The organism is Paenisporosarcina quisquiliarum (assembly GCF_027563315.1).
Taxonomy (GTDB): Bacteria; Bacillota; Bacilli; order Bacillales_A; family Planococcaceae; genus Paenisporosarcina; species Paenisporosarcina quisquiliarum.
In genome coordinates this window covers 195,561-214,658 of the sequence record NZ_JAMKBJ010000006.1, presented here as the reverse complement: position 1 = coordinate 214,658, position 19,098 = coordinate 195,561, and the positions used below count along the sequence as shown (strand labels likewise).

The window sequence follows — 19,098 nt, the reverse complement described above, 5'->3', positions numbered from 1 at the left end:
TCATGGAAGTTTAAATTATCTTTCACCTTGCCAGTTTTTAAGACGTTTTCAAGAAAATAATGGCCATTCACAAAAGATTAGTCTTTAATTTTTAAAGATGGTGTCTAAATAGAGGGGGCCAAACCGTGAACATCAATTTTTCCTACGTGAACGCCTATTTTTCCTACGTGATCGTCAAACCTAGATCAATACTTCAATTAAGTAATCAACGATATGTTCAGCTCTTACAACATCACTCATGCCTGCTCGATGAATACCAGCGCGCATTTGCAATAAACAACCAGGATTCGTAGTAATGACGATTGATGCGTTTGTTTGCTGAACGTCCCTCATTTTATCATCCAGAATACGCAATGACATTTCTTGGTTCAGTAAATTGTAAATACCTGCAGAACCACAACACAAGCCAGCAGATGGGAGTTCGATATATCGTGCGGATGGAATACTCGACAAGATTTCGCGTGGCTCGTTCACGACTCGATTGACATTTCGCAAATGGCAGGAGTCCTGATACGTAATTAAATCATTTCTAAGGTGTGAAACAGCCTTTAACTTTTCACTAATGCCAAGTTTGACCAGTAAGCTGGAAACATCAATGATTTTGCCATCATATACCTTCGCTCTTTCAGCATATTCTTTATCCTCTGCAAGCAAATGGCCATATTCAGCTAAAAAGGCTCCACATCCACCTGCATTATTTACGATAAAATCAATCTCAGATAAGTCAAATGCATCGATATTTCGACGGGCATTCCATTTTGCTTTTTCCAGTTCTCCACTATGTCCATGTAAGGCTCCGCAACATACTTGAGCTTCAGGAATCACGATGTTACATCCGAGCATTTCTAGTAATTGAATGGTGTGGTCATTGGTTTTCCGAAACATCGTATCCATCAGACAGCCACTGAAGAAGGCGATATTCATCGTAGGCTTGTTTACTCTCACTAGAGGTTTTCGTTTCGTTTGCTTAGGAACAACCGGCATCGCTTTTTCCATCTCTTTAAGCATCGGTGGGAACAATTCCATGAACCCAATTTTGCGAACGTTTTTTTGCAATCCTGATGCTTGATACGCCCTGACCAGTTTTGTCGCACCTACCATCGTTGATTGGTTTTTGAATAAATGATCAAATGCAACTTTTCGACTGACTTGTTCCTTTAATGATGTTGATTTAGCAGACTGGACCGCAGCTCTCGTCTGTTCCAGCAAATGGCCATATTCAACACCAGCCGGACAGGCTGGTTCACAGGCTCGGCAACCTAAACAAAGATCAATCGCTTCTTCGGTTGAACTGTCCCACTCAACGATCCCATCGCGAATACCTTTCATGATGGCAATACGACCTCTTGGCGAATGGATTTCATTGTAACCACTTTGTATGTACGTTGGACAAGCTGGCAAACAGAAGCCACATCTCATGCAATCCAGAAGCTTCTCTTCACTTACCTGTTCAACGAATGCTGCTTGCATCTGATTGTCAGGCTTACTAACCATTAGCAAGCACCACTCTTTTTTTCGTTTCCTTGGCAAATATTTTTCCTGGATTCATTATATTGTCCGGATCAAATGCCAACTTAATTGCCTTCATCACACTGATACCTGAAGGTCCGATTTTCCATTCCAGATAAGGGGATTTCATTTCGCCCACTCCGTGTTCACCGGTAATCGTGCCCCCCAGTCGAATCGCCACTTCAAATATTTCTGCAAAGGCTGCTTCTACTCGATGCATTTCTTCAGCATTTCGTACATCCGTTAAACACGTTGGATGCAAGTTACCATCACCCGCATGACCGAAAGTACAGATTAGCACATCGTATTTTTGTGCAATTCGTTGAATTTCCCGTACCATCGTGGCAATTTCTGATCGAGGAACTGTTGCATCTTCCAGTATGGTTGTCGGGCGAATACGTGCAAGTGCTGATAGAGCGGTTCTTCTCGCCAGCCGCAGTTGTTCCGCTTCCACTTCATTTTGAGCCAATTGCACACTGATGGCACCGTGTTTTCTACAAACTTCCGCCATCAAAGTCATATCTTTTACTACTTGATCTGCTGCTCCGTCTTGTTCGAGCAGTAATAAAGCCTCCGCTTCAACGGGCAACCCAATACCAGCGTGAGCCTCAACAGCCCGTATCGTGCCATTATCCATAAATTCTAGCGTAACCGGTGTTATTTTTTCAGCAATAATTGCGGACACGGCACTCCCCGCTTCTTCTAATGAAGGGAAAATCGCAACCATCGTTTGCTTCGTTTCCGGCAATGGAATCAATTTCAATAAAATTTCTGTAACAATGCCTAACGTACCTTCCGCACCGACAATCAAACTAGTCACATCATATCCTGCAACGTCTTTCGCAAGTTTGCCACCTGTTCGAAGTACTTCACCATTTGCCAACACAACTTCCAGACCCATCACATAGTCTTTTGTTACGCCATACTTCAAGCCGCGCAACCCACCTGAATTTTCACTGACGTTCCCTCCAATTGTGGAGATTTTCATCGAGCTTGGGTCAGGTGGATAAAAGAATCCTGCACGTTCGACCGTTTTATGTATATGTTCCGTTATGACACCGGGTTGCACGCGAATGGTTAAATTCTCTTCATCGAGCTCCAGGATTTGATTCATGCGGTGAAATAGCATGACAAGACCACCGGATGTTGGTGTCGTTCCCGCAGCAAGATTGGTTCCTGATCCACGCGGAACAATTGGAATCCCTTCCTCTGCACACAGTGACACGAGAGCTTGCACTTCCTGTACGTTCCCCGGGGCTACTACAACATCCGGCAACGCTTGAAAATTCGGGGTCGCATCATATGAGTAAGCAAGCAACGCTGCCTTGGTAGCCTGAACATGCTGGGCAGAAACGATGGCTTCTATTTTTTTCAATAAACGTGCATCCATATTTGGTCTCCTTTCAGGTTTACTATTTTTAGGGGAGAATGTTGAGGAGGTGCTGAGTTTTATCAAGTTCATTTATGTTTGTTCCTGGTTATTAGCGGGTTTATTCCACTTCAAACCCCGTTTACATTCCTCTTCAACAGCGATTCATTTAAATTCAACTAATACCCTCATATTAAAACCTTTTATATATAACAAAACCTGGCAAATTTCCTTGCCAGGCAGTCGATTAAAAAATACGGTTTTCCGTAGATGCATCAAAGAAATGAGCTTTTTCCATATCAAAAGCCAACGGAATGGTATCCAGCGGCTGGATGGTTGTGTTCGATTCGATTCGGGCAATGAAGTCAGAACCATGCAAGTTTGAATACAGATACGTTTCTGCACCAAGAAGTTCTGATACTTCAATCTTCGCATTGAATGTGGACAATGCATTTGATTCGATATCCTGTGCATTCGTATAAATATCTTCAGGACGCACCCCTAATATCAATTCTTTGTCGTCGTATCCTTTTTCCTTTAACATGGCACGCTTGTCATTTGGGATATGGATTTTCGTATCCCCGATCAACAGGCCATCTGCTGTCATCATTCCTTTAAAGAAGTTCATCGCAGGAGATCCGATGAAACCACCGACAAATACATTGGTCGGGTAATCATACACATCTTTTGGTGTACCGACTTGCTGAATATAGCCATCTTTCATGACGACCAAACGAGTCGCCATTGTCATTGCCTCGGTCTGATCATGTGTCACATAAATAGTTGTCGTTTGAAGACGGCGGTGCAGTTTTTGAATCTCCGCACGCATTTGCACACGAAGTTTTGCATCCAGATTGGATAAAGGTTCATCCATCAGGAACACTTTCGCATCTCGAACGATAGCACGACCTAGTGCTACACGTTGGCGTTGACCACCAGACAGTGCTTTCGGTTTGCGTTTCAAGTAATCTTCTAAACCAAGAATTTTAGCTGCTTCATTTACTTGTTTTTCAATTTGATCTTTCGGTACTTTACGAAGCTTCAAACTGAATGCCATATTTTCATAGACTGACATATGCGGATAAAGTGCATAGTTCTGGAATACCATCGCGATATCGCGGTTTTTCGGCGCAACATCGTTCATGCGTTGGCCATCAATTTCAAAATCGCCATCCGAAATTTCTTCGAGACCTGCAATCATGCGTAAGGTTGTTGATTTCCCACAACCCGATGGACCGACAAAGACGATAAATTCTTTGTCCTCGATATGTAAATTAAAATCTTTTACGGCGATGACACCTTTATCATATTCCTTCGTCAAATTGACTAGCTTTAACTCTGCCATACGAACTCTCCTCTCAAATCACCTAATAGAATACCTTATTTACCATACAAAACCGTGACATGTGGATGTTCCTTCAAAATACTTGCAGGGAAATCTTCTGAAATCCCTTCAAATCGCAAACGTTTGATTGCCTCTAATTTATGTTCACCAAAGGCAAGCAGTACAATTTTTTTTGCTTTCATGATTGTGCTGATTCCCATTGTAATGGCGTGCTTGGGTACATCTTCTTTAGAAGAAAAATACTTTGCATTTTCTTCACGCGTTTCGTCAGCCAGTTCAACAACATGTGTTTTGGATTGAAATGAAGTTCCCGGTTCGTTAAAACCGATATGTCCATTGACGCCGATACCAAGCAGTTGCAAATCAATGCCACCACTTTGAACAATCGCCTGCTCATAGTGATCACATTCAGCAGGGATATTTTCAGCCATTCCATCGGGCAAGTTTCTGCTTTCTAATGGCAAATCAATGTGCGAGAACAAATGTCGCTCCATATAACTGTGGTAGCTAGTTGAATCGATAGGGGAAATCCCTACGTATTCATCCAAGTTAAACGATTGCGCATCCTTGAACGTAAATCCACCTTGTTGAAACTGCTTGACCAGTGCCTCGTAAAATCCAACCGGGCTCCCCCCAGTTGCCAGTCCTAGCACACTGTCTGGTTTTTCAAGCAACTGTTGTTCAAAAATAGCAGCTGCCAGCCGGCTCATTTCTGCATAATTTTCGACTTCGATCCATCGAAAGTGTTTAGAAGTGATCACGGGCATAACTCATCCTCCCCATACAAAATGTAGAATGAACATCGAACTTATCGTTTAAAAGGACGATATCAGCATCTTTTCCGACTTCGATGCTTCCTTTTCGCTCGTATACTCCAAGTCTCTGCGCTGCATTGCTAGACGTCATTTTCATGATGTCATGCAACGAAACATCAGCTAATTCCTGTATCTTTTTTACACCATCATTCATTTTCAGAACACTTCCCGCCAACGTTCCATTTGCCAAAGTAGCTTTCGCTCCGACGACTTCGACTTGCTGATCGGCTAATGTGTATGTGCCGTCTGTTAAACCTTTCGCCCGCATGGAGTCAGTAATCAAAACCAGACGTTCGGGTCCGATCACTTTCAGCATCAGCTTCAACATATCGTCGGAAATATGAATGCCATCTGCAATCACTTCACAAACTAGTTGATTGTTCAGCAATCCAGCTCCCACTACACCGATTTCCCGGTGATGGAGGCCAGTCATCGCATTACAAAAATGCGTTAAATGACGTAATCCATATTGTGTCGCCTGCTCAATTTGCGCATAGGTTGCCGTTGTATGACCCGCTGAAGAAATGACGCCATGCTCCGTCAAATACTGGATCACTGTAAAACCATCGTCTGTTTCAGGTGCCAACGTCACGACTTTCAAATGGTCAAGTTCATTGCCAAACCATCCCTGCACTAAATGCATCGATGGCTCCCTGATAAACTCCAAAGGCTGAGCACCTGCCTGGTCTGGATGAATGAAAGGGCCTTCGAGATGAAAGCCTAGCATTTCAGCACCATTTGCAGACTTGGCAATTTCTTCGGACATAAATCTCTTCCCGCTATCCACTGCACGCTGGATGTTCTTTACGGACTGAGTGAGCGTCGTCGCAAGAAAGGAAGTTGTTCCTTCCTGCGGCAAATAGCGGGCAATCGTTGCAAACGCTTGCTCATCACCATCCATGAAATCAGCACCCATTGCCCCGTGAATATGAAGATCGATGAATCCAGGTAGCGCCATATTGCCTTGGCCATCGAATCGAGCTCCTGACCAGGCATCAATCGGTTGGTCAGAGATCTGAATGATTTTCCCATTATCCATCAAGACTTCACCAGTCATCAGCTGTCCATTCGGCAAAGCAATTCGAATATTGTGTATGAGCATTGCAGTCATTTCAAACACCTTCTTATAGGTAAACGTTATTTTTTCTTTTTACGGAATGTTTGTTTCTGGATGTCTTCAATTGCTTCCCGAGTGGCATCGAGATAGGTAATGGTTGTTTCGTATTGCTTTGACGCCACTGACATGAATAAAATATCCATGACATGCAACTGGGCAAGCCGCGAAGATGTCGCACCACTCCTGAAGTTGGCTTCACGTGTCGGTGATGTGCTTAAATGAATCTGTGAAATTTCAGACACCGGTGATTGCCCGAACTTCGTTAAACTGATCGTCGTTGCACCTTTTTCATTTGCCAGCTCCAGAATTTTTTCCACTTCAAATGTCGAACCGGAAAACGAAATACCGACTACAACATCATTTTGATCGGCATTTGCCACAATCGTTGCACCCATATGTAAATCCGTGCTGACTGTAGAAGCTTTATGGATACGCAGTAATTTTTGTTGTGCATCGATCGCAGGAATCGCCGAAGCCCCTACACCGAAGAAGTGAATGTTTTTGGCATTCACAATCGCATCCACTGCCAATTCAAGCTGTCTGCTATCCAATAGTTCCGCTGTTTCAAGCAAGGTTTGAACGGCATGTTCCGTCACTTTTTGAATCGTCGTTGAAACGGGTTCGTTTGGCTGAATATCACGATTAGTGAGTTCAATTTTGCGACCTAAATCACCATTAATCCTAAGTTTCAATTCCTGAAAACCTTTGAGTTTCAAGGATTTGCAAAGTCTGGTTACAGCCGCTCCACTCGTCTGACTCATTTCTCCGAGTTCAGATACAGTCATCGTGACGATTTTTTCTGGATTCGCCAAAATATAGTCCGCAATCTTCTGTTCTGACGGAGGAAGCATTTGTCGCATTTCATTTACTAACACCAATCCACCACTTGATATTGCCATGTCTATCAACCCTTCTTCACTTACTAATATAATCGAATCATCTGTCGATGCCGTTAGTTTGTCAACTCTTTTAGCATGACATGAAAGCTACGGAATGTGCGAAAGTCATTTTTCAAGTAGAGATGACCTGCAGCTGTCGTTTCACTCGTCCATAAAAACCAGGCACCCTGAATCGTCAGCTGTTTCATCGTATGCAATGTTTCATGCAATAAAATCTTGCCGAGTCCTTTACCTTGCTCGCTTTCATCTACCCCAAACGGGCCGAATCGTTCACGAATTTGTTCGTAGCCTCCGTACATGGCAAACCCGACCACTTGACCGTGCTTTTTGGCAACAAGTATTTGTGATGGTGAAAGTCCCTGCAAAACACCTTCACGAATGGCTCTTCCCCAATCGGGATTGAAGTGCTTATTCGCAAATTGGATGACTGCCGGGAAATCACCATCCTGTACACACCCAAAAGAAAAGCCTTCCCTTTGGCGTTGCGCTTTCAAGTCTCGTACATCTTGCGGATAAACATAGTCAGTCAATGTGCGATGCATCGCAACAGGAGAATATAGTCGGCGGAAGCCTTCTTTTTTCAAATAGCCAAAGCCTTTAGGGTACCTGGATTCATCAATCCCTGGCAGGAAATAATTCGGTGCATAGGACGAGAAGAACACTTTTTCTGCACCTTGCCCACGGATGTATGCTGTTGCATGTTCCATCAATTGATGACCGATTCCTTGACGTTCGAAGCTTGGATGGACCATAAAGAAAGTAATCCAACCACTATCACTTTCCAAGTTCGTTCCTTCCATTGGAAGCTTGCGTGTAATCGCCAAAATCGCCGCTACGATTTTACCGTCTTGTTCTGCCACCCATAAACCTCTTGGATCAAAATTCGCATCGAGCAATACTTGTGATCGGAAGCGGGTCCTATTGATGGGATCATGCAACAATACATCATTCCATAAGTCGACAATGCCTACTTCATCACCATTCTGAAAGGTGCGGTACATGTTCGGTCATCCTTCCTTAATTTCCGCCAGTTTCACAGCGTCTCGGACAAATCCTCCTGATTGCGCAATAAGTTGCTGGGCTTTCGATTTATCCACATTCGTAAAGATCATCACAATCGCAAGTTTCACATCAAAAGCTGTTTCCTCTAACACGGCTTCTGCCTCTTTGTACGAAACATCCGTAATGGAGCAAACCATTTGTTTGGCACGTTCACGCAATTTATAATTACTGGCATTCAAATCAACCATTAAGTTTTTATATACTTTACCCGTCTTGATCATGGATGCAGTTGAAATCATATTCAAAATCATTTTGTGCGCTGTTGCTGCACGTAAACGCGTGGAACCCGTTAATACTTCCGGACCTGTCACGACTTCAATTTTAATATCTGCATAGTTACTGATTGTCGAGTTTTCATTGCTCGTAAGACTTACAGTCGTTGCCCCGCAAGAATTTGCATACACCAATGCACCTTTCACATAAGGTGTTCTGCCACTTGCAGCAATGCCAATAATGACATCATGTTCAGTAATCTCAAGCTTTTGAAGATCTGATGCGCCAAGCAGTTCATCGTCTTCTGCACCTTCCACTGCTTGGAACATAGCACCTTCTCCACCTGCCAGAACTGCCTGAACAAGTTCAGGTGACGTACTGAAAGTTGGTGGACATTCTACTGCATCCAGTACACCGATTCGTCCACTTGTACCTGCACCAATATAAATAAGACGTCCACCATTTTTAAAGGCAGTGACCACTTTTTCAATGGTTTCTTCAATGGTAGGGATCACTCGCTGAACGGCAAGTGCAATCGTTTGATCTTCTTCATTCATGGTGGTCAATATTTCTTTTATGGACATTTCATCCAGACTCTGTGATTTCGGGTTAAATTCTTCCGTTGTAAGAAGTGATAATTTTTCCATCGCTCCGCCTTCCTATCTATATCGTAAATACGATTGTCTTTTCATTAAAAACTCTTCAGTATCACACTGGCACTGTTGCAAAAAGCTTTCTATATTCCCATTCTTCAATGCCAAACGTAAATTTGAATTACCCGAAAGTAAATCAAACATTGGATGCTTTAAGCTTCCGTATTCCAAAAACTTCAACTCTTTTGGATACAGTCTGGCGATGACAGCTAAAACATGTACAAAGGCATGCAATGGTTTAAATGTGTGTCGATCACTAATATGCAACTGAATGCCTTCACACAGTTCACCTGTAAACTTCTGATAGGTCGGTGTAAAGGAAAGGGCACGTGCTCGAGCACCTGTTAAGCCGAGTGCATTTACTTCATCCTGCAACTCTTCTCCATCAATAAACGGGGCACCGACAATTTCAAACGGTTGTGTCGTGCCTCGTCCTTCAGATAAATTGGTTCCCTCTATTAAACAGGTACCGGGATATAACAACATCATATCGAGACCTGTTGTATTTGGGGACGGTGGAATCCACGGCAAATTGATATCCGTGGAAAAGCAATCCCGCTTCCATCCGTCCATCTCAACCACAACCAAATCACAATGGATGGAAAACTCTTCATTAAAATACGAAGCCAATTCGCCGACTGTCATACCATGGCGATTCGGAATCGGGTATAGCCCGACAAACGAAGAGTAATCAGGATCAATAAAGTTCCCTTCCACTTCAACGCCGCCAATAGGATTCGGTCTGTCGAGGACGAACATTTTCTTTCCGGTCCTCGCACATGCCTCCATCATATACGCCATTGTGTAAATGTACGTATAGTAGCGAGCACCAATATCCTGCATATCAAACACGATGACATCGACTTCCGTCATCATGGCATCCGTCGGTTTTTTTGATTTTCCATATAGACTGTAAACCGTCACCCCAGTGGAACTATGAACAAAGTCCGAAAACTTCTCGCCTTCTTTGGCATTTGTTTTCAGTCCATGTTCAGGCGCAAACAGTGTGGTCAGATTGATATGAGCATGCTCATGAAACAACCGGATCGTTGAGACAAGCTCACGATTTGCCCCTGTCTGATTCGTCAGCAATCCGACACGCTTTCCCTTCACATCTGCCAAATGGTTTTCCATAAACACATCAAGTCCAAGTTTTACTTCCATGTTCATCATTCCTTCACGCCGCCCAGTGTCAATCCTTTCACGAAATAACGCTGGAACAGAATAAAGACAATAATCATCGGAATGGCGGAAACCGCCGCCCCACTCATCAATAACTTGAAGCTAGCAAGGTTTGCATCCTGCAACGTTTTCAAACCTACAGGCAATGTATACAATTTAGAGCTGTTCAACACGATAATCGGCCACAAGAAGGAATTCCAGACGTTCATGAATGTGAAAATCCCTAGTGCGGCAAGACCTGGTTTAGCCAGTGGCAATACTACAGTCCAAAAAGTCCGCCATTCACTTGCACCGTCCATTTTCGCCGCTTCGAGCAACTCATCCGGAATGGAATACATAAATTGCCTCATCAGGAATACCCCGAAGACCATGGATAAATCGGGCAATATCAAAGCCCAGTGCGTATTCATCAAATCCAGGTTTCCGACCATGATGAACAATGGAACAAGTGTTACTTGCCCGGGAATCATCATGGTTGAAATGATGACCCAGAAAATCAAATTTCGGCCAGGGAACTTTTTCTTTGCAAGCACATAGCCTGCCATTGCATCTAGAAGTAAAATCCCGAAAGTCACGACCACTGCAATATAAAAACTGTTAAAGAACCATTTGCCCACATCATTTTTCTTGAATAAATTTTCGTAACTGGAGAACGTGTTGTCCACGATATGGTCCATCATGTCGCGATGGTAAGCTTCTTCTTTAGCATCTCCAGATTTTGCGGCATCGCGTGCTTCACCCCAATGTTCAAAGTAGAGCGGGATCCCCATCGGATACATTTTCGGTGGATTGGAATCAACATAAGATACCGGTCGTTCCATATCTTGCGACTGGTAACTGTTTAACTGTAGGGAAGTCGAGAATACCCAGTACAAGGGAAGTAATGACACCACAGCGAAGATGGTCAGCAACACATATAAAATCAATTTATTTACTTTATCTAGCGGTTTCTTCTTCATTGTCAAACCTCCAATCACTCATCATGACGAAGCACCCGGAACTGGATGATCGAGAAGATAAGGATGATCACAAATAATACGACAGATTGAGCGGCAGCGAGTCCAAACTCGAAGTCACGGAAACCTGTTTTGTAGATGAGATGCACTAATGTTTCTGTCGCATTCCCGGGTCCCCCACCTGTCATCATGATGATTTGGGTGAACACCTGGAATGAACCGATTGTGCTTAATAATACGAGGTATAAAGTGGTAGGTTTTAATAATGGAATCGTGATGTGCAGCCATTGTTTAAAACTACTAGCTCCATCCATCCGTGCTGCTTCGTAAAGCGAATGTGAAATCGATCCCATAGAAGCCAAATACATAATAATCCCGACACCAAATGGAATGAGACATTGCATAATGATTAATGCCCATAGAGCACTGCTCGATTGACCAAGCCAGTTGATTTGTTCGATTCCGAACCAGCCCAGGATATAATTGAACAAACCGAATTCATAGTTATACATCCAGCGCCAGACCATCGCAATAATAACCATCGATGTTACGGTCGGTAAATAAAATGCGGAACGGAAAAAGCTTTGTGACACTTTCCCCAGTACAAAAATCATGGATGCAATGACCAGGGCACTCAACACGCTGAACGGTACCGTCACGACGGTAAACAGTAAGGTGTTTTTCAGCGCAACCAGGAAGGCTTCACTTTGAAATACTTTTATGTAGTTGTCGAGACCGACAAATTCGCTGCCGAATATTTTATACTCCTGGAAAGACAGAACGAACGCCCAAATGACCGGAATCGCCACAAACAATACAAACAAAATCAATTTTGGTAATAAGAACAAATAAGCACTGTAATTTTTCTTCATTTGAAGAAAGACATTTTTATTCGGTTTCTTTAACACTTTTAATTTTTCATTATCTTTCTTTGGCACTGCACCCATCGGTATTTGAGTCAAAATGGGACACCTCCTAAAAATGAAGCAGGCTTGCGTGATGCAGAGCCTGCTTTAACTTGATTATTTTAATAATTCGTCGACGGTTTTCTTCGCATCCGCCATTGCTTCTTCAGCTGTTTTTTCACCATTGAAGACTAATTGAAGCTGCGTTTGAATCGCTTCATCAATTTTTTGCCATTCTGGATGACGAGGAAGCATAACCACTTGATCTGACATTTCCATTGCACGCGTCATTTCTGGGTTGTCTTTGAAAGGATCCATCTCAGATGCGCTGATGCGAGCTGGGAAGATACCATAATTTTGAGCCATTACAAATTGTTCTTTATCTGTAGAGATGAACTTCATGAAGTCAGCAACTGCTGCTTTTTTGTTAGCATCTTCATCTTGGTGGAACATTACCCATCCACCAACACCACCGATTGTTACAGGTTTATCGGATTTGCCTGTTGGATAGTTTGCTACAGCAAAGTTCGTTGGGTATTTACCTTGTGCTGCACCAATAGCCCAAGTTGCCCAAGGTTGCATAGCAACTGTACGTTGTTCTTCATTTGCCCAAGCTTGGAATGTACCACCAACATCGTTACCACCCAATGTTTCAGGAGCTGCGTTTTCTTTTAATTTCAAGTCAGCCAGATCTTGAATTGCTTGAACTGTTTCTGGGTCGTCAAAAGTGAACTCTGTCATATCTTCGTTCAAAGGTGATCCACCATTTTTATAGAAGAAAGGCCATGACTCATAGTATCCAGGTAGTACATAAGTTGAGAATCCGTACACATCCGTTTTTCCATCGCCATCACGATCGAACGTTAACTTCTTCGCAGCATCCAGGAATTCATCATATGTCCATTCTCCGCCTTCAGGAGGTGTAACCCCTGCTTCTTCAAATAAATCTAAATTCAGAAGCATCGAGTGAAGTGTAATAGCATTAGGAATCCCATACATTTTGCCATCATACGTGTAAGCGTCCAATGCATTTTCATAGAAATCAGCTTTTGCGTCTTTATCAAAATAAGCATCCAGTGGCTCAATAACGCCTTGCTCGATATGATCGATACTTACTGAACTTCCGCTGATATCCACTGGCGCGATATCCGGCCATGATTTACCTGCGATTGCAACACCAAGCTTGTCGCCCATCTCAGCCCAAGGAACTTGAACCAATTCAACTTCAACGCCATCGTGCGCTTCTTCATATTCTTTGATTTTTGCTTCTAACCAGTGGTATTTATTATCATCTTTGTCCGGCCATCTTGGACCATCCCAAATCGTGATTTTCCCTTTAAATTCGTCAGCATTTCCCGCTTCTTCCGCATCGCCGTTACAGCCAGCCAATACAGATGCTGCTAAGCCCAAAGATGCTAATGTCAGAACGGATTTTTTTAACACATTCTTCATTCTTCATTTCCCCCCAAATATGTTGTTTTACCAAGCAATTTTCCCCAAAATTGTCTGTCTTGTTGCCCCTGTTGTTGAAGGATGATTATTTGGTTTTTTGTGAAAACCCAAGTACCCGAGTAAAGCAAATACAAAAGCTTCTTTCGCATCACTATTCATACCAATCGCTTCAGATGCCTTAACATCGATTTGTGTTGGAAGTAACACTTGTAGATGATTCATAAGCGTTTTATTATGCACGCCGCCTCCGCTTACAAATACTTCTTTCAAATCGTGTGTCTGGATGTGTTTCTGAATCTCTCTTGCCAAGGATTTAGCAGTGAACATTGTGACCGTTGCAATCTTGTCTACAGACGACAGACCGTAATCATCACCTTGTGACCACAAGGCGTCCGCGTATGAAGTTCCAAATAATTCTCTCCCTGTACTTTTCGGTGCAGGATAGGAGAAGTATTCATGCCTCATCAATTCGTCCAACCATTCTTCATGTACAACGCCTGAACTTGCCAAGTCGCCGTTTGAATCGTAGCTTTGCTTGCCTTCCGAATGTTTGAAGACAAATGCATCAATGATCATATTCCCGGGTCCTGTATCGTACGCAATAACATTTTGCGTATGAGTACTTGGTGCCATGACCGTTATATTGGCAATTCCCCCAATATTGACAAGCACTCTCCCATTAGACTTGGATTGAAATAGAACCTGGTCTGCAAATGGAACGAGCGGAGCTCCTTGTCCGCCAGCCGCCATATCTCGCGTCCTAAAATCCCCAATCACTGGTTTTCTGGAGTATTCTGCAAGAGCTGAAATGTCTCCGATTTGCATCGTGTTCGGTCGAGCATACAAGCGTTCCTGATCGGCGGTTGGCTCATGCCAAATCGTTTGTCCATGTGAACTGATTAGATCAATTGATTCGTAGTCAATCTCGGAATCTATTAATGATTCTTTGATTAACTGAGCATACAGTTCGCCTAAATACATGTTCATCGATGACACTTTGTTCACGGGTGCCAATGGGTCCATCAGTTGGAACAGTTGAGCAGTCAATTCTTCCGTGTAAGGCATGGTTACGAAATGTTTCAATTCATGCGATACTTGTTCCGCATCGCCTGAAAAATCCACAATGGCGATATCCAGTCCGTCCAGGGAAGTTCCAGACATCAGTCCACAAACTCGCATTGGTTTCACAATGACCTTCCCCCTCAAAAGCAAGCGTGATATGAAAGCGCTTACCTATATTTTAGTTGTTTCAAAATAAAATATCAATACTTTTTTAATTTTCTAAAAAAATATATCACTTACACAATGGAGACTGGTAACCTTCCGTTAATTTTCGTTTGGCCAACTAAATATTCTGCAACGACTTCAAAAGAGGTTTGTGTAAATTCATACGTACAAATCATGCGGTTCGCTTTCGGGAATTGCGCTGCATCATACGGTGTTCGGATTGCGACGACATCCACTGGTTTACCAGTTTCAATCAACTGATGAATGAGCTTTTGTTGATTAGGGTGTTGCACGGCATTCAATGTCAAAGCCACGATACGATCATAAGTCATTGCTTCTTCCACAACTTGAGAAATGACACGATCATATTGGCTAGGCTCAATTTCAATGATATCGACATGTTGGTGGACTTTCTTTAATTTTTCAGCCATCGACAATGTGGCATAACGTTTATCTTCGACCATCGTTGCATATTCATTGGTCGGGTAGATCAGTAACACTTTGTCATCCGGTCCAATGGGTTGACCGTCGCCACTCACTAGCGTGATGCCTTCTTCGTAAATTGATTTCATTTCAGTGTGATGCGCATCGGAACCAATGAATGATGGGAGTTCACGTGAATTTTCGATGTCTGCCCACGACGTATACTTCGCAATCATACGCTCGATTCGTTCGATGGATTGGTCGATTTGTTGCTCTGAAATCAAGCCATTTTCCACAGCTTCTACGATTTTCAAGATCGATTGTTCCTGCAACTGATGGATGTGTGACACCATCACAAGGTCTACGCCCGCTTCTACAGCTTTTAAGCATCCGTTAACGGTGCCGATCCCCTTGGCAATCGCGTCCATTTCCATACAGTCTGTCGTTACGACCCCATCAAAGCCCAGTTCTTCGCGAAGAAGTCCCGTAATGACTGACCGTGATAAAGTCGCAGGGGTATTGGCTTGTGATTCAAGTGCCGGGAAATATACATGCGCACTCATGATGGCATCAGCTCCAGCTGCGATGCATTCTTTGAACGGAACCAACTCCACTTCGTGCAAACGTTTCAAGTCGTGTGCAATGACGGGCAAATCCAAATGGGAATCTACACTTGTATCCCCGTGTCCCGGGAAGTGTTTGAGTGTCGTCATAACACCTGATTCCTGCATGCCAAGCATTGAGTTCTTTGCCATGACCGTTACTTCTTGAGCATCTTCACCAAATGAACGAACGCCGATTACTGGATTTTTCGGATTGTTGTTGATATCCACAACAGGTGCCAAGTTCCAGTTAATACCGAGTGCCTTTAGTTCCTTCCCTGTCATCTGGCCTGCCTTAAACGCATGGTTTGGGTCATGCGTCGCACCGAGTAACATCGCTCCAGGTATGATGGTCGTTCCCTCTCCAAGTCTTCGTACCACACCGTTTTCCTGGTCAATACAAATGAGTAGAGGCGATGTGTATCCTGCTGTTTTTGCTTCATGTTGTAAGCTTTGCGTCAGCGCTAAAATTTCCTGAGGTGTTCCGATATTGCGTCCAAATAAGATGACACCACCGATATGGTATTCATGGATTAAACGTTTAATCTCAGGTGACATCGTCGTTCCTTTAAATCCGGCAATCAACAACCGACCGACTTTTTTATGTAAGTTCATTTTGTTCCTCCTTATGAAATCGGGAATCCCGGTATATGTCCTTCACGACGAACGTGCAGACCTTTCGAATTCTGTAATGTTTGGGCGTATGTCGTACGGGCCAGACAGCCCCGCGTCGTGCCAAGTGCTTTGTAGTAGTCAAAGTAGCGGAAGCTTTTGGAATTCATGATGAACCAATAACAAGAAAGTGCTTCCAAGTAAGCATCAAAAGATTCCGTGACATCGACATAAATATCCGGCTCGTAACCGTCCATGTCCTCCCAGTTTTCACTATGAAACACGCGTCGCAGGCCATGTGGTGGCAGTCCATCCAAATCAAATCCCGGCAGAGATGCTTTTAACCAGGCATCCTGTACGACCAACTGACAAATACGATGGTCAGGGTGCATGCTGTTGATCCAATGAGTGATGACAAAATCCGGTTTCTCTCTTCGGAAAATCGTTGCCACTTCTTTCGTCAGCTCTTCATTAAATGTAAGTTCTGCGTCACGATGGTTTAAAGTAATGCTCGTTCCGCCAAGAATCGCCGCCGCTTTTTCAGCTTCCACAATCTTTTGCTGACGATACGTTTCAACATCGAGATGGGCTGGTGTCCCTTTTTCTCCAGCAGTTAAATGAAGAAACGTCACTTTGTAACCTGCCTGCGCATACTTATGGGCGATTGCCCCTGCTTGAATTTCACCATCACCGCAATGTGCGCCGACAATCATTAAATGCATGTGGACTCCTCCTATTCAGGTAAATTGGTAACGATTAAATTATGTAAACGTGGACGTAACCTAATGATTGGATCCTGTCGACCGAAGTACACGCGATTCGTTAGCAGAATAACGGTCAATTGCTCGACCGGGTCAATATAAAAATTGGTGCCCGTATAACCCGTATGTCCATAAGTTTTGTCTGACATAAGATCGCCGAAAGGATTCGGACCTGTTCCTTTTAATTGCCAGCCAAGTCCTCGGCTCTCCGATGAAAAAGGTGTGAAATTTTCACGTGATTTCGCCAACCAGCGTGGGTCAATGATTTGTTTTCCGTTATGCTCGCCTTCATTTTCAAGCATCGTGGTAAAAATCGAGACATCCTCCATTGAAGAGAACAAACCAGCATGTCCACTCACACCACCCATGAATTCGGTATTGTCATCATGAACGATGCCATATTTATGGTCCTGTAAATGTTCAAGATACTCGGTCGGGGCAAATTCATGTCGCTCATATTTCGGAAGATATCCTGTATTATTCATTCCAAGTGGCTTGAAAATATAGTGCTGAACATAATCCTGAATCGGTTGGTCCGTCACTTTTTCAATAACAGCCATCAATAATATGTAACCTAGGTCACTGTAAATAACGTCGCTGTCAGGTGCATAAGACAGTTTTTCTTCAAAAATATCCTGCAACACTTCTGTCGTTGTATACTTTTGGGCAAAGTAGTGGCGATGTGCAATCAAACCAGAAGAGTGAGTCAGCAATTGTTTTAATGTCATAAATTCTTTTTCATGTCTCGCAAAGCCGGGAAGGAAGGATGCCACTTTATCGTGAAGATGGATTTCCCCAGCATCCAAAAGCTGTAGCATCGCAGGCAGTGTTGCCATAACCTTTGTCAATGAAGCCATGTCGAATATATGCTCTTTCGTCATAGCTACGCCATCTTCCTGCAAACTATTCATCCCGAGTGCTTCATCCACAATGACTCTGCCATTATGTTTAATTCGAATGACCGCACCAGGCGTCACTTGCTTATCTATTTCCTGTTGCAAGAATGTGCGTACTTTTTCTTTCATGTGATTCCTCCTTTGCAGAGATCGTTTTTGCCATCGTGACGTACTGTTTCCACGGGGTAAATCCGAGTTTTTCGTAAAACGGCACAAGCTGAGTCCAATCAATAACAATAGTATTGACATGCCTTTTCATCAATTCGTTTGCTGCAGCTTTGACCAAATCGAGCCCGAACTGCTGACCGCGGATCGATCGTTCGATTCCGAGCGGACCAATACCACCAAGGGCTCCATCGAACAACTGAGACCAGTAAACATTTTGTGCGATGAATGGTGACAGTGAATCATTAATCCGGCAAAACCCTTTCAATTCGTTATTGACATAGAAGCCAATAAACTCCCTGCCAGTACCTTGAACTATTGTGTAATGAAGTGCTTCGTAATGCCAACGCCCCGGGAAAGCCTGCTCAAGAAATTGGAGAAGTTCAGGTAAGTCTTGTGGTGTCAATACGCGATAATGCTCGTTCGGATTTGTGAGTTGGTAAGGGGTCGTAGCTTCTAATGATTTGATCAAATCCGTTTCGATGGATTCTGCAACATACCCTTTCTTTTTAAACCATTCAAGTGAATGTGGGTCTTCTTTAGGTACACCGGGAAAGTAATGCCAAGGATCACGGCCCAGACGAATTTCGGAGATTCCTTCCTTAGAAAATAGTTTCTCCACATGCTCGATCAAGCGCGTGCCAATCCCTTTATTGCGAGCTGAATCTCTTACTAGTAAGCATTGAATCCAGCCCATATGTGTTGCCATAGCAGCTGACAGGTTTTCCTGATAACGCTTGGCCACAACAAACCCAAGGAGTTCTCCATCCTCCATCAAGGCAATGGATGCTTCATTTAAAACGTTGGGCTCTTTTATTGTGTTTTGTCGCCATAACGGAATCGTCATTGGAAAAGAATGACCAATTGTTTCATTCCACATGTTTACAATGATGGATGGTTCCATGTCGAGGATATGTACACGTTGCATTTGTTTC

17 protein-coding genes are annotated in these 19,098 nt (G+C 43.4%); all 17 read right to left on the bottom strand.

Annotation, left to right across the window (positions count from 1 at the left end):
* Window positions 1-180 precede the first annotated feature (180 nt).
* Window positions 181-1,494: a (Fe-S)-binding protein gene (locus M9R32_RS09315; protein ID WP_269926464.1), complete on the bottom strand. Its 1,314-nt coding sequence runs from the start codon at window positions 1,492-1,494 to the stop codon at window positions 181-183.
* Window positions 1,487-2,899 (bottom strand): glycolate oxidase subunit GlcD, encoded by a 1,413-nt coding sequence (gene glcD, locus M9R32_RS09310; RefSeq protein WP_269926463.1) that lies wholly within the window; start codon window positions 2,897-2,899, stop codon window positions 1,487-1,489. The genes M9R32_RS09315 and glcD overlap by 8 nt, the downstream gene beginning before the upstream one ends.
* A gap of 226 nt (window positions 2,900-3,125) precedes the next feature.
* On the bottom strand, window positions 3,126-4,223 hold the full coding sequence (locus M9R32_RS09305; protein ID WP_269926462.1) for an ABC transporter ATP-binding protein: 1,098 nt from the start codon (window positions 4,221-4,223) through the stop codon (window positions 3,126-3,128).
* A 35-nt stretch (window positions 4,224-4,258) separates the two neighbouring features.
* Complete coding sequence (gene nagB, locus M9R32_RS09300; RefSeq protein ID WP_269926461.1) at window positions 4,259-4,990, bottom strand: glucosamine-6-phosphate deaminase; 732 nt, start codon at window positions 4,988-4,990, stop codon at window positions 4,259-4,261.
* Window positions 4,971-6,149, bottom strand: coding sequence for an N-acetylglucosamine-6-phosphate deacetylase (nagA, locus tag M9R32_RS09295; protein WP_269926460.1), 1,179 nt, complete (start codon window positions 6,147-6,149; stop codon window positions 4,971-4,973). The genes nagB and nagA overlap by 20 nt, the downstream gene beginning before the upstream one ends.
* A 26-nt stretch (window positions 6,150-6,175) precedes the next feature.
* Window positions 6,176-7,054 carry a MurR/RpiR family transcriptional regulator gene (locus M9R32_RS09290; RefSeq protein ID WP_269926459.1) on the bottom strand — a complete coding sequence of 293 codons (879 nt, stop codon included), beginning with the start codon at window positions 7,052-7,054 and terminating at the stop codon, window positions 6,176-6,178.
* Window positions 7,055-7,107: 53 nt separating this feature from the next.
* Window positions 7,108-8,055 (bottom strand): GNAT family N-acetyltransferase, encoded by a 948-nt coding sequence (locus M9R32_RS09285; protein WP_269926458.1) that lies wholly within the window; start codon window positions 8,053-8,055, stop codon window positions 7,108-7,110.
* A 6-nt stretch (window positions 8,056-8,061) separates the two neighbouring features.
* Complete coding sequence (murQ, locus tag M9R32_RS09280; protein ID WP_269926457.1) at window positions 8,062-8,976, bottom strand: N-acetylmuramic acid 6-phosphate etherase; 915 nt, start codon at window positions 8,974-8,976, stop codon at window positions 8,062-8,064.
* Window positions 8,977-8,988: 12 nt separating this feature from the next.
* Entirely contained in the window at window positions 8,989-10,155 is a 1,167-nt protein-coding gene (locus M9R32_RS09275) for an exo-beta-N-acetylmuramidase NamZ family protein (protein WP_269926456.1), read from the bottom strand.
* Window positions 10,152-11,123 carry a carbohydrate ABC transporter permease gene (locus M9R32_RS09270; protein WP_269926455.1) on the bottom strand — a complete coding sequence of 324 codons (972 nt, stop codon included), beginning with the start codon at window positions 11,121-11,123 and terminating at the stop codon, window positions 10,152-10,154. The genes M9R32_RS09275 and M9R32_RS09270 overlap by 4 nt, the downstream gene beginning before the upstream one ends.
* A 14-nt stretch (window positions 11,124-11,137) precedes the next feature.
* Window positions 11,138-12,082, bottom strand: a complete 945-nt coding sequence (locus M9R32_RS09265; RefSeq protein ID WP_269926454.1) for a carbohydrate ABC transporter permease — start codon at window positions 12,080-12,082, stop codon at window positions 11,138-11,140.
* A 60-nt stretch (window positions 12,083-12,142) separates the two neighbouring features.
* Window positions 12,143-13,477, bottom strand: a complete 1,335-nt coding sequence (locus tag M9R32_RS09260; RefSeq protein ID WP_269926453.1) for an ABC transporter substrate-binding protein — start codon at window positions 13,475-13,477, stop codon at window positions 12,143-12,145.
* 27 nt (window positions 13,478-13,504) lie between these two features.
* Window positions 13,505-14,656, bottom strand: a complete 1,152-nt coding sequence (locus M9R32_RS09255; RefSeq protein ID WP_269926470.1) for an anhydro-N-acetylmuramic acid kinase — start codon at window positions 14,654-14,656, stop codon at window positions 13,505-13,507.
* Between the two features lie 119 nt (window positions 14,657-14,775).
* Window positions 14,776-16,344: a beta-N-acetylhexosaminidase gene (gene nagZ / locus M9R32_RS09250; protein WP_269926452.1), complete on the bottom strand. Its 1,569-nt coding sequence runs from the start codon at window positions 16,342-16,344 to the stop codon at window positions 14,776-14,778.
* Window positions 16,345-16,355: 11 nt separating this feature from the next.
* Window positions 16,356-17,063: a PIG-L deacetylase family protein gene (locus M9R32_RS09245; RefSeq protein ID WP_269926451.1), complete on the bottom strand. Its 708-nt coding sequence runs from the start codon at window positions 17,061-17,063 to the stop codon at window positions 16,356-16,358.
* 11 nt (window positions 17,064-17,074) lie between these two features.
* The gene (locus M9R32_RS09240; protein ID WP_269926450.1) at window positions 17,075-18,127 is read right to left on the bottom strand and encodes a serine hydrolase domain-containing protein; all 1,053 of its coding nucleotides are present in this window, start codon (window positions 18,125-18,127) and stop codon (window positions 17,075-17,077) included.
* Window positions 18,084-19,091, bottom strand: a complete 1,008-nt coding sequence (locus M9R32_RS09235; protein WP_269926449.1) for a GNAT family N-acetyltransferase — start codon at window positions 19,089-19,091, stop codon at window positions 18,084-18,086. The genes M9R32_RS09240 and M9R32_RS09235 overlap by 44 nt, the downstream gene beginning before the upstream one ends.
* Between the last annotated feature and the right edge of the window lie 7 nt (window positions 19,092-19,098).